Source organism: Microbacterium sp. CH1 (assembly GCF_001595495.1).
GTDB lineage: Bacteria > Actinomycetota > Actinomycetes > Actinomycetales > Microbacteriaceae > Microbacterium.
In genome coordinates this window covers 1-10,970 of the sequence record NZ_LOSO01000006.1, presented here as the reverse complement: position 1 = coordinate 10,970, position 10,970 = coordinate 1, and the positions used below count along the sequence as shown (strand labels likewise).

Below are 10,970 nucleotides of genomic sequence, written 5' to 3'. Positions count from 1 at the left end.
AGGTCATGGGGGGAAGCGAACGTGATCTCGACGACAACCTGGCGCCGGTGCCGTTCCGAGACTCGGACCTTCGACTCCCGGTAGCCGGGGAACGACTGGGCCCGGCCGGTGAAACCATGCGCCCACTCGGTGAGATCGTCCAGCCGCCCGGGGACGGCTGTGCGCGCCACCCGAGCCGTGACCGTGAGGTTATCTGGTTGCATGGTGTCCTCCCGGGGCAGAGGAAGCCCCGTCTCCCAGCGTATTGCGCCGATGACGCGGCACTGAACAGCTTCCGACCATCGGGGTCCGGATCAATAGCGCGAAATAGTGCTCTTCCGAGCAGTGGAGTGTCACCGCCACTGCCGCCTCACGCAGGATGGAAAGTTGAAAGACCTGGATCGACGGGGAGGTCATTTGCACGAGGCGTTTCGCTTGCTGCGGGAAGAAAGGCTCAAACGAGGCCGATACCATCGCCGAGCGACGGTGTATCACCCGGACGTAGAAGAGGTCGACCAGCTCTACGGTGTCCGGCTTCAGCTGGAGTCCTTAGGCGCGCGCCGGACGGTGGACGGATGCTGCGCTCCGAGATCGGCGCTTCGCGCGAGTACGGGACGCTAATGGATGCGGCGCTGGCAGTCGGTGACATGGGCGCCTGGCTGGTGGCGCACCACGCGTTCCTCCGCTGCTGCGTCGCGCGTGCAGACATCCCGTTGGGGCGGGTAGTGGACTCCTACCCGGAACGCTGCTTACACATCTATCAGTTGTGGCACCCGCAGTCGTTCGCCATCGCTCATCGCGAGTACGAGGCCGTCCTCGAGTCGATCGTCAGGCGTCCGACGCCCAGGGGATCGATCTGTCGCCGCTGGCGACCCACGAGTTCGCCTTCGACGATGCCGCCGCCGCCTTCGAGCAGTCCCGCGACGCGTCCAGCAGCCTGAAGGTCCTGCTCCGACCGTAGAGCGCCTGGGCCGTCGGGGCCGTCACAGGGAGCCACGCGGGCGGCGTGGGGTGGCACGGGCTGCAGTGGCACCGCGGAGACGATCCTCCCGCCTGTCGGGTCGGCATCGGAGCGCGCGGTGCAGGAGGAGCGCGCCCACGTTGCAAGTAAGCTTTCTGCCGTGCAGAATCGACAGCTCGGGTCGCCGGGCGATCCACCCCAGTATCCGATCGAGTCGGTCGACAACGCGCTGAAGCTGATCCTGCTGCTGGGTGAGGAGCACGAGCTGCGGCTCACGGACGCCGGTGCCCTCCTCGGGGTGGCGACCTCGACCGCGCACCGACTTCTCGCGATGCTGGCATGGCGCGGCTTCGTGCGGCAGAACCCGGTGACCAAGGCTTACGGCCCTGGCCCGGCGCTGACGACGGTGGCCTTCTCGGTGCTGCGCAGGATGGATGTCCCGAGACTGGCGCAGCCGATCCTCGAGGACCTCAGCGCCGCCCTCGGTGAGACCTGCCACCTGGGCACGCTCGAGGGCAACCATGTCCGATTCCTCGCCGTTGCCGAGCCCGATGTGGCCGTGCGCGTGGTTTCGAGACTGGGCAAGACCCTGCCGGCGCATTGCACCTCGACCGGCAAGGCGCTGCTTGCCGAGCTGAGCGACGAGCAGCTCTTCCGGCTGTACCCGGACGAGCAGCTCGAGATCGTCACACCGAACTCCATACGTTCCCGAGACGAACTCGTCGCCGAACTGGTTCGGACACGACTGGACGGTTATGCCGTGAATCGGCAGGAAAGCGAGGACGGCGTGGCGAGCGTCGCGGTCCCGGTCCACGTCTCGTCGGGACTGCGACTGGCGATCAACGCCTCCGCGCCCGTGCAGCGGTTACCGCCGGGCAAGGTCAAGTCCCTAGCGCGGTCACTGCAGGACGCCGCGATCCGCCTCGCCGAACTGTTGGGGTGAACCGGCCCGGGTCGTCGTAGCGCCCATGGATGCGCTGCGCACGCGAACACGCCGCTGATGAGCGTGGCTGCGGGAGCGACCGACCCGCCGCCGTGGGCCTCAGTGCCCGTTGGCCGGATCGTCCGGGTCGCGGGCGGCTTCTTCGCCTTGATCCAGCCCACTCAGCGTCGCCATATCCTCCGAGCTGAGCGTGAAATCGAAGACGTCGATGTTCTGCGCGAGATGCTTCTCATCGCCGGCGCGCGGGACGGGAACGATCCCTTCCTCGATGTGCCAGCGCAGTAGGACCTGTGCGGGCGACTTGTCATACTTCGACGCGATCGCGGTCACCGCGGGATCGGACAGCAGGGCTCCTCCGCGTCCGAGCGGGCTCCACGCCTCGGTCAGGATGCCGTGAGCGCGCTGGAAGCTGCGCTGTTCGACACGGGCGATGTCGACGCTGAGCTGGATCTGATCGACGTCGGGGACGACACCGGTCGCGTCGACGACGCGCTGAAGGTGGTGAGACTTGAAGTTGGAGACGCCGATCGCCTTCACTCGTCCCTCTTCGAGCAGTCTCACCAGACCCTTCCACGCTTCGACGTATCGGTCGAGGGCCGGAACCGGCCAATGGATCAGGAACAGATCGAGGTAGTCGACGCGAAGGGTCTTCAGCGATCGGTCGTACGCGCGCTGCACTCCCTCGACGCTGTGGTCCTCCTTGTTGAACTTGCTCGTGATGAAGACCTCGTCACGAGGGATGCCCGATGCACGCAGACCGGCACCGACGGCCTCCTCATTCGCGTACTTGTACGCCGTATCGAACAGGCGGTAACCGTAGCCGACCGCCTTCTCGACCATCGTTGCGCACTCGTCTCCCGTGAGTGGCCACGTGCCCACCCCGATTCGCGGGATGCGGTGACCGTGCAGGAGGGGGAGGGTGGTGTCGTCAGCTCTCATCGGGCGGCCGCCTTCGCCGGAGCCGTGCTCGAGGGCTCGAGGAGGGCGCGCAGCCGATGTATCAGCTCGTCCGCCTTCGCTCGCGAGGCGACCGAGCGGCGGGCGTCGACGAGGGCACGCGGCCAGTTCACGATGACGGCACCTTCGGCCTGCCCTTGGCTCTCGCCGTACACGACGGCGAAGCGGTCCTGCGCAGGGTCGCCCACCATCGTCCAGTGATCAGATCCGGTATGCCCGACGATCTGGATCTTCCAGTCGTACTGGTCGCTCCACACATACTCCGTCGGGTCGTAGCTGCGCAGGTCATCCGGGTGAGCGATGTTATGCGCGACAATCAGCGCCTGATCCGTCGCGCTCGTCCAGTGCTCCAACCGGATCGGGTCGGGATGCCGTCGGTTCATGAATCGTGCCACGTCGCCGATCGCATACACGTGGGAGACGCCGACGGCGGCAAGCGTGCCTTCGCAGACGACACCGTTATCCAGCGCGAGGCCCGACGACTCGAGCCACTCCGTGTTGACGACCGCTCCGATACCGAGCAGGACAGCGTCGACATCCAGCGTCGCGCCATCGGTGAGCGTGACCTGGACGCGGTCACCCGTGCGCTCGACGTTCTCGACGGAGACGCCGAAGCGTAGCTCAGCACCCTCCCTGCGGTACTTCTCCGCGAAGATACCGCCCACTTCCATATTCATCGCCCGGCCCATCGGAGCACCGATCGGTTCGATGATGGTGACCTTGACACCGGCCGCAAGCGCTGTGGCGGCCGCCTCGGCGCCGATGAATCCGGCGCCGACCACCGCGAGGTGGCGGCCCGGAACGAGCTCCTTGCGCAGCTCGTCGGCATCGGCGCGGGTACGCAGCACGTGGACGCCGGGAGTGGAAGCCCACGGGGTTCGGCGAGCTCGGGCACCCGTCGCGATGACGAGGATGTCGTAGGTCAGCTCGCTGCCGTCGGCGAGCGTCAGCGTCTTGCCGGCAGGATCCAGCTCGGTCGCGGCGACGCCGAAACGGGTCTCGACCCGCAGGCCTTCGAGCGCTTCCGCCGTCGTCAGCGCGATCTCCGGGTCGGATGCGGCGCCGCTGAGGTACTTCTTCGACAGCGGGGGACGGTCGTAGAGGGGATGGCTCTCCTGGTCCACCAGCGTGATCGCGCCGGTGAACCCCTCCGAACGAAGATTCTGTACGAGCTTGACTCCGGCGACGGAAGCACCGACGACGACGACGTGAGACATGCGAATCGGCTCAACCCTCGACAGACAGCGCCGAGACCGGGCAGCTTCGGGCGGCTTCCTCGACGCGAGTGCGCTCCGCGTCCGGCACCTCGAGCTGCAAGAGCACGACCTTGCCGTCGTCGTCGATGTCGAAGTAGTCTCCCGCGGCCACGACGCAGTTCGCGTAGCCCTGGCAGAGGGAGAGGTCAGCCTTCACCGTGGCCATGGTCATTCCTCGTTGATGATGGGTCGGGGTCGGGGAACATGGGCGCGTACGGCGACCCGATCATCGCTGAGAACGTCTGGACGGTCTGCCAGGTGAGCGCCTCCAGCTCGAGCGGGTCGAGTGCGATCCATTGTCCGGATTTCGGAGAGTCGATGAGCAGACGCGTCCCGTTGCGGGTCTCGACCCGGCTCACCGTGATCTCAGAGAACTCGTTGGCGATCGTGAGCGGCTCGCCGACGGTGCGCGCGACCAAACGTGCGCGCTCCTCGGCGGCGGCGATCGCGGCGGCCCGATCGACGTCGGCGCCTTCCCACTCCAGGGTCACAGGAAGATCGCCAGGTTCTGGGTGCGCAGCACCGACTCGTCGACGAGGATGACGCGGCGCGCGAGCTTGTACTCGCCTCCGACGTCACGGAACACATCCTCCCGGTGGGCGGAGATGATCGACGGCTCGTTCACGTCTCCTCGGCTGCGGAACAGCAGCATCGCGGAGTCGGCGAGCACCTCGCCGGGCACGTCGGTCTCGAACACCCGCACGTTGGTCACGAAGTGACGCAGCCGGGACGGAGGGTCCTCGGTCCAGGCATGCTCGGTAAGGAACCGTGCGACGCGCCGGCTGAGCGAGTACTTGTTCTCGTCCCAGTGCGCCATCCCGGGGGACGTGCTGAAGGGCGTGCCGAGTGCGGTGGTCACGCGGACGGGCATGACGTAGTGGATGTCTTCCGTCAGCATGTCCAGCCAGCTCTCATACCGCTGCTGGTCGAGAGTGTAGGCCTCTTCGACGAGCCAGCGATGGATCGTGGCGTGCAGCTCGCTCGTGAAGGGCAGGGACGAGCCCACCCGGTCGGCGAGGGTTGACGACTTGCGAAGCCGGGAGACTTCGGAAACTGCCTTGCCGGTCTCCTCGATCATCGGACCACCTTCTGACCATTGTTCGTGATGCCCGCAGGTCGGGGCTCGACATCCAGTGGCGGCTCGCCGCCGATCGACAGGGCACGGAAGTCGACGCCCTCGTACTCCGACTCCAGGTAGTCCGCCCAGCGGTGGAGCAGATGGCGCTGGTTGTACTCGCCGTAGCCCACGTGCGCGACGCCGGGGCCGGCGAACTGGTCGGGGCCGAGCGGCTCGACGACCGGCGATCCATCCTTGAGGATGCCCATGCGGCTGTTCAGGAGCAGGCGCCGCGCCATTGATCCCTTCGCCGTGTTCGTGAGCGAGACCCAGTTCTCCACGTCGTCCTGCTCGAACATGCCCGTCGACCCGAAGCACATCAGGTAGGCCTTGTACGACAGTGCCTTGAACTCCTCCGGAGCCTCAGCGTCGACCGCGAACCAGGAGTACACCTCGGTCTCGTCCTCGCTGATCGGAAGCCACGTCCGGATGGAGATGAACGGGAGCACGTCCTCGTCCGAACCCTCCTCAACCTTGGGCCAGTTGTGGACGAAGGACATGTTCGGGAAGAGCGAGGCCGCGGAGATCATGAACCCGTCGCGGCCGATGACATCGAGCTGCTCCTGAGACCAGGTCGCCTTCATCCGCTCGACCATCTCGTCCGGGTAGCCGACGTACCGCAGCCGCTCCTCGAGCGTGCCCGGCGGGAGCTTGTAGGTCGTGCCGCCTCCGTTGCCGGCCCAGTATGTGTTGCCGTCCTTGCGCTTCTCGGCCTTCGGCTCGCGGAACAGCCCGATCTCGACGACCGAGGTGTGCGTCTGGGGCGTGTGGTACATGTCGCCGGCGAAGTTCTCGGCGCCGATCTTCCAGTTCGCCTTGACGCGCCACCGCTGCGGGCCCCGGAGCTCGATGCCGCTGGGGCTCTGCCGGGTGTAGTAGTCGAGATAGAACTTGAAGTCGCCGATGTAGTCCTCGAGGCTCGGCGCATCCGGGTCCATGCTGATGAAGATCAGGCCGTTGTACATACCGAGGTTCGGCGCCGGCAGGAGCCGTGCGCCCTTGCGGCTGAACCCGGCCTCGCCGCCGTAGGCCTCCTCGTGGAAGGGGAGTCCGACGATGCGTCCGTCGTTGCGGTAGGACCACCCGTGGTACGGGCAGCGGAAGTGCGAGGCGTTCCCCATCTCGGCCCGGCAGACCTGCATGCCGCGATGCAGGCACATGTTGAAGTGGGCGCGGATCTCACCCTTCTCGTCGCGGACGATGATGAACGAGTCGTCGAGTATTCGCCGGACGACGTAGTCGCCGGCCTGAGGAATCTCGGACTCGTGGCCCACGAACAGCCAGGCGCGGCTGAAAAGGTTCTTTCGTTCGCGCGCGAAGATCTCCGCGTCGTTGTAGATGTACGCCGGTATCATTCCGCGACGGATCTCGTCGTAGATCGTCATGCTGGAAGTGCTCATCGTCGCGCCTATCCGTAGTGTAATGCTTCGACACCGCTCCGACGTCGCACGTCGAAGCGGGCCGAGGCATAGTTTCTGATGTGCAGAAATTGATTCTGCCACACACGCGCGCCTTACGTCAAGTGGGCCCGAGGAAGGCCTTCGCGGCCGCGCTCGGAGGAGGAGGCGATGCGTCGCGGCTGCGAGGACCATCCTCCCGTCCCAGAGGGTGGGCATGCTCCTCTGGAACACAGAAACCGCTTCTGCTGGAAACGAGGAGTCAATGATGAGCCCGTCGACCGATGTCGCAGACCGGGAATGGACCGTCACTCTCGATGGCAAGCCGTGGGCCAGTGCCGCGCGCTACGAGGTCGAGAACCCCACGACCGGGCGTCCCCTGACCTCCGCCCCCGACCTCTCCGAGGAGGAGGTCGGGCGCGCGGTGGCGGCGGCGCAGGCTGCGCAGCCGGCCTGGGGCGCGATGCCGCCCCGAGCCCGGGCCGCCGTGATCCGGCAACTCGCTGCGACGATCCGAGAGCACCGTGAGGAGCTCGCCACTCTCGACGCACTGGACGGCGGGTTCACCCTCTCGATGATGAGGGGCGATGTGGACGCGGCGGCGGAACTCATGGAGATCTTCGCCGACATGGCGCTCGACCTCGGTGGCCGGACGATTCCGGTGAGCACGAACCTCCACTACACCATGCAGGTGCCCTACGGAGTGGTCGCGCGTATCGGTGCGTTCAACCATCCCTTCTTCTTCGCGGCGGCGAAGGTCGCCGCGCCCCTCGTCGCCGGCAACGCCGTGGTCCTCAAGGCCCCGGACCAGACGCCGCTGTCTTCGTTGCGCCTGGCCGAGCTCGCGGTCGGGATCCTCCCGGACAATCTGTTGATCACCGTCAGCGGTCGCGGCGCGGTGACCGGACGCGCGCTGGTGCGTCATCCCGAGGTCCGCCGGATCGGTTTCATCGGGTCCACCGCGACGGGGCAATCGATCCAGCGGGATGCAGCCGAGACCGGAGTCAAGCACGTGTCGCTCGAACTGGGCGGAAAGAACGCTCAGATCGTCTTCGCCGACGCCGATTTGGAGGCGGCTGCGGCCGGTGCCGTCGCGGGTATGAACTTCACGTGGGTCGCCGGACAGAGCTGCGGCTCGACGAGCCGCCTGCTCGTGCACTCCTCGGTGGCCGACGAAGTGATCGGCCGGGTCGCCGAGCGCATGGCCGCGATCCGGGTGGGAGACCCGCTGGACCCGTCCGTGGACATGGGCCCGCTCGTGTCGGAGGCACAGTTCCAGAAGTCCATCAGCGCCATCGCCGAAGGCAGGAAGGCGGGTGCCACCGTGGCGACGGGCGGCGGCCGTCCCGCCGGCCTCGATGAGGGGTGGTTCGTCGAGCCGACGCTGCTCACCGGTGTCAGCCCCGGGTCGTTCGTCGAGCAGAACGAGATCTTCGGCCCCGTCCTCTCCGTCACCACCTTCGACGCCGACGAGGAGGCCGTACGGATCGCCAACGGCGTCCAGTACGGGCTCACCTCGAGCATCTGGACGCGCGACGTCACGCGCGCCCACGTCGTCGCCCGGCAGATCGAGGCCGGCTACATCCTCGTCAACAGTGGCAGCCGGCACTTCTGGGGACTGCCGTTCGGAGGGGTGAAGGCTTCGGGGATCGGCCGCGAGGAGTCCCTCGACGAACTGATCTCGTACACCGAGACGAAGACCGTGACCGTTCTGCTCTCGTAGGGGGGCAGCGCTGCGCGCTGTACGTCGTCGCAGCAAGCGCGGCGCGATCCATGCCGGCGGTGCTGGGAGGCGCTGTTCCCGTCAGCCTCGGGCAAACCCCGTCGAGGCGAAGGCCGCCTGCAGGGATGCCTGGGCGCCGAAAACGTTCCCCGGGCCATCACAGAGGCGACACAGCAGTACACGAAGTGGTCGGCTGAGATCCCCCGGGCGGAGCGGCTTCCGGAGTTCCTCGAGCGAGCGTTCCAGATCGCTTCCACCCCTCCCTACGGTCCGGTGCACCTCGGCATTCCGATGGACTTTCTGGAAGAGGAGATCGAGTTCACCCCGGGACCGGTGACCGAGTATCTGCATGAGGCGCTCGATCCGGATGCGGTAGAGCGTCTCGCCCAGATTCTCAGGACGGCGGCCAGTCCGGTCATCGTGGTGGGGACAGAGGTCGCGCGGTACGGTGCGATTGCCGCGCTGGAAAGGCTCTCCGACCTGGTGGACGCGTCCGTGCTCGGGGAGATCAAGGGCGCCGACCTCGCCTTCCCGAACACCAATCCGAGGTACGTCGGCAAGCTGACCGCATCGAGCCCTGCACTGGAGGGCGCAGACGTCGTCGTCCTCCTCGGCGCCGAGCTCACCGAGGGGCTGGCGATGCCCCTGCCGGATTTCGGTGACAGCCTCGTGGTGCAGGTCACCGTGGACCCGCTCGCTCTGCGCCGGCAGTACGCAGGTCAGGTCGGCATCCTCAGCCACCCCGGGCGCCTGCTCGATGCGGTCGCCGATCGCCTCGCTGAAGGCGGAGCGGTACCCGTGAGCTCGGGCGGGCGGGTGCGAGGGCTCAGAGAGCGCTGGGAAGCGGGCCGCGAAGCCTTGCGGTCGCGCCTGCTCGGCGAGGCTGATGGCGCGGTATCGGCGGCCCACATCGCGGACCTCATCCATCGCCTCGGCGGCTCCGAGACGATCGTCGTCAACCAGTGCGGATCCGCGGAGGGCTTCATCGACACACTCGTCGACTATGGCGCACCGTGGACGTATTTCGGCCTCTCGGGGAAGGCGAGTGCTCAGGGTTGGGGCGCGCCGGCGGCGGTCGGCATCCAGATGGCTCGTCCCGATCGTCGAGTGATCGCCGTCCTCGGCGATGGCGGGTTCATGTTCAACTCCACAGCGATCCACACCGCTGCCGCGTACGACGTTCCGGTCGTCTACCTCGTCCTCGACAACGGGGGCTGGCGGGACGTCGCGACCGTGACGGGAGCGATGGGCAGCTCGCTCGGAGAGCCCGGCGCAGAGGATGCGATGCGCTGGACCTTCCGGCCCCCGATCGACCACGCATCGTACGCCCGAAGCCTGGGACTGAAGTCTTGGCGGGCGTCCAACCCGGAGGAGCTCGAGAGCGCGTTCGCCGCCGCGTTCGCCGAGGATGGGCCGACGCTGATCCAGGTCGCGTCTGCGATGGGCGATGTCCGGGTCTTCGGGCAGGCGTTCGCGTGAGATGTCGAGCAGGAGTGACAGCGCCGTATACGGTGAGTGAGCCGCGTGTTCGGGCTGACAGCGACACGTACGTCTGCAGTAGGGAGCGATGAAGGATGTCAACTGGTGATCGACTAGGGGTTCGAGAGGATCTCGTCGATGCGAATCGCATTCTCGTCCGCCACGGCATCCTCGATGCTTTCGGCCACGTGAGCGTCCGTGACCCCGACGACCCGAGCAGGTTCCTCATCTCCAGAAACCTGGCCCCCGGCCTCGTCACGCCCGACGACATTCAGGTGATCGGATTGGACGGGACGACCGCGGACGACAGACCGAGCTATCTCGAACGATTCATCCACGGCGAGATCTACCGGGCACGCGCCGATGTCCAGGCCGTTGTCCACAGCCACTCCGCGTCGATGGTGCCCTTCAGCATCTCCAGGACGCCTCTGCAGGCGGTGTGGCACATGGCGGGCTTCCTCGGCGAAGCGGTCCCGGTCTTCGAGATCCGTGACAGCGTCGGGTCCTCCAGCGACCTGCTGATCCGCAGCGGTTCGCTCGGCGCGGACCTTGCTGCGACCCTCGGGGGCGCGGCGGTCGCACTCATGCGAGGACACGGATTCGTCGCCGTGGGCGACTCGATCCCGCAGGCGGTCGCCCGCGCGGTCTACGCGGACCTCAACGCCCGAGCACAGGTGACGGCCGGTCAGCTCGGCGGCTACACCGCCCTCACCGCAGAAGAGGGCGCCGCGGCCGCGGAATCCAACAACGGGCAGCTCACGAGGGCCTGGGAGATCTGGAGAGCCAACGCCAGGCGCGGGGAGAGCGTCTGAAAGCGCGCCTCCTCCAGGCGCGCTGAGCAAATCCGCCCGCTCGCGGCCGGCGCGTCATCGCGTCGGCGAAGCCGGCCGTTCGCCCCTGGTGGGGCGGTCCGGCATGCCGGCACACGCCGCCCGCGCCTAACGGCTCGCGCCATGTTGTGTATCTGACACGCACAACAGTGGTAGGGGGGGTCGGACATTTGACGGGCCGGGGGGTGGACACGGGAGCGCCCCGCCGGATCGTCTCGGCGGGGCGCTCGGGTGCAGCGTTATCGCGCCGTCCACCACCGCGGGCGCGCGGGACCGGCCGTCGGGATTGCACCGGTGAGGGCGTCCGGAGTCAGTGGACGGGCCTGCC

12 protein-coding genes are annotated in these 10,970 nt (G+C 67.2%); 5 read left to right on the top strand and 7 right to left on the bottom strand.

The window, feature by feature from the left end:
- Window positions 1-203: hypothetical protein (locus AUV07_RS17910; protein WP_231868185.1), on the bottom strand; the 203-nt coding region annotated here is incomplete at its 3' end.
- A gap of 351 nt (window positions 204-554) precedes the next feature.
- Between AUV07_RS17910 and AUV07_RS03200 the strand changes: the two genes are divergently transcribed.
- Window positions 555-920 carry a hypothetical protein gene (locus tag AUV07_RS03200; RefSeq protein WP_062633834.1) on the top strand — a complete coding sequence of 122 codons (366 nt, stop codon included), beginning with the start codon at window positions 555-557 and terminating at the stop codon, window positions 918-920.
- Window positions 921-1,100: 180 nt separating this feature from the next.
- Window positions 1,101-1,883: an IclR family transcriptional regulator gene (locus AUV07_RS03195; protein WP_039712028.1), complete on the top strand. Its 783-nt coding sequence runs from the start codon at window positions 1,101-1,103 to the stop codon at window positions 1,881-1,883.
- A gap of 99 nt (window positions 1,884-1,982) precedes the next feature.
- Here AUV07_RS03195 and AUV07_RS03190 read toward each other — a convergent pair whose 3' ends face one another.
- The 6 genes from AUV07_RS03190 to AUV07_RS03165 are packed head-to-tail and all read right to left on the bottom strand — an operon-like array spanning window position 1,983 to window position 6,613.
- The gene (locus AUV07_RS03190; protein ID WP_005050739.1) at window positions 1,983-2,822 is read right to left on the bottom strand and encodes an aldo/keto reductase; all 840 of its coding nucleotides are present in this window, start codon (window positions 2,820-2,822) and stop codon (window positions 1,983-1,985) included.
- On the bottom strand, window positions 2,819-4,057 hold the full coding sequence (locus tag AUV07_RS03185) for an NAD(P)/FAD-dependent oxidoreductase (RefSeq protein ID WP_062633832.1): 1,239 nt from the start codon (window positions 4,055-4,057) through the stop codon (window positions 2,819-2,821). The genes AUV07_RS03190 and AUV07_RS03185 overlap by 4 nt, the downstream gene beginning before the upstream one ends.
- 10 nt (window positions 4,058-4,067) lie before the next feature.
- Window positions 4,068-4,262 carry a ferredoxin gene (locus AUV07_RS03180; protein ID WP_062633830.1) on the bottom strand — a complete coding sequence of 65 codons (195 nt, stop codon included), beginning with the start codon at window positions 4,260-4,262 and terminating at the stop codon, window positions 4,068-4,070.
- A complete protein-coding gene (locus tag AUV07_RS03175) occupies window positions 4,243-4,587 on the bottom strand; it encodes a hypothetical protein (protein WP_062633828.1) in 345 nt (114 codons plus the stop codon). Before AUV07_RS03175 ends, AUV07_RS03180 begins: the two co-directional genes overlap by 20 nt.
- Window positions 4,584-5,174 carry a 3-phenylpropionate/cinnamic acid dioxygenase subunit beta gene (locus tag AUV07_RS03170; protein WP_062633826.1) on the bottom strand — a complete coding sequence of 197 codons (591 nt, stop codon included), beginning with the start codon at window positions 5,172-5,174 and terminating at the stop codon, window positions 4,584-4,586. The genes AUV07_RS03175 and AUV07_RS03170 overlap by 4 nt, the downstream gene beginning before the upstream one ends.
- Entirely contained in the window at window positions 5,171-6,613 is a 1,443-nt protein-coding gene (locus tag AUV07_RS03165; protein ID WP_228164524.1) for a Rieske 2Fe-2S domain-containing protein, read from the bottom strand. The genes AUV07_RS03170 and AUV07_RS03165 overlap by 4 nt, the downstream gene beginning before the upstream one ends.
- A gap of 265 nt (window positions 6,614-6,878) precedes the next feature.
- On the opposite strand from AUV07_RS03165, the gene AUV07_RS03160 reads away from it, so the two are divergent.
- The 3 genes from AUV07_RS03160 (at window position 6,879) to AUV07_RS03150 (ending at window position 10,624) form a co-directional block, all read left to right on the top strand.
- Entirely contained in the window at window positions 6,879-8,333 is a 1,455-nt protein-coding gene (locus AUV07_RS03160) for an aldehyde dehydrogenase family protein (protein ID WP_062633835.1), read from the top strand.
- A gap of 291 nt (window positions 8,334-8,624) precedes the next feature.
- Window positions 8,625-9,812, top strand: a complete 1,188-nt coding sequence (locus AUV07_RS03155) for a thiamine pyrophosphate-dependent enzyme (protein ID WP_139833214.1) — start codon at window positions 8,625-8,627, stop codon at window positions 9,810-9,812.
- Between the two features lie 95 nt (window positions 9,813-9,907).
- Window positions 9,908-10,624, top strand: a complete 717-nt coding sequence (locus AUV07_RS03150; RefSeq protein ID WP_062633823.1) for a class II aldolase/adducin family protein — start codon at window positions 9,908-9,910, stop codon at window positions 10,622-10,624.
- The last annotated feature ends 346 nt before the right edge of the window (window positions 10,625-10,970 follow it).

Bases quoted from the DNA above. Each gene is read 5' to 3' on its own strand.
- AUV07_RS03170 (WP_062633826.1), bottom strand. From the start codon at position 5,174: ATGATCGAGGAGACCGGCAAGGCAGTTTCCGAAGTCTCCCGGCTTCGC.
- AUV07_RS03155 (WP_139833214.1), top strand. From the start codon at position 8,625: ATGGACTTTCTGGAAGAGGAGATCGAGTTCACCCCGGGACCGGTGACC.
- AUV07_RS03180 (WP_062633830.1), bottom strand. From the start codon at position 4,262: ATGGCCACGGTGAAGGCTGACCTCTCCCTCTGCCAGGGCTACGCGAAC.
- AUV07_RS03150 (WP_062633823.1), top strand. From the start codon at position 9,908: ATGTCAACTGGTGATCGACTAGGGGTTCGAGAGGATCTCGTCGATGCG.
- AUV07_RS03190 (WP_005050739.1), bottom strand. From the start codon at position 2,822: ATGAGAGCTGACGACACCACCCTCCCCCTCCTGCACGGTCACCGCATC.
- AUV07_RS03200 (WP_062633834.1), top strand. From the start codon at position 555: ATGCTGCGCTCCGAGATCGGCGCTTCGCGCGAGTACGGGACGCTAATG.
- AUV07_RS03185 (WP_062633832.1), bottom strand. From the start codon at position 4,057: ATGTCTCACGTCGTCGTCGTCGGTGCTTCCGTCGCCGGAGTCAAGCTC.
- AUV07_RS03160 (WP_062633835.1), top strand. From the start codon at position 6,879: ATGAGCCCGTCGACCGATGTCGCAGACCGGGAATGGACCGTCACTCTC.
- AUV07_RS03165 (WP_228164524.1), bottom strand. From the start codon at position 6,613: ATGAGCACTTCCAGCATGACGATCTACGACGAGATCCGTCGCGGAATG.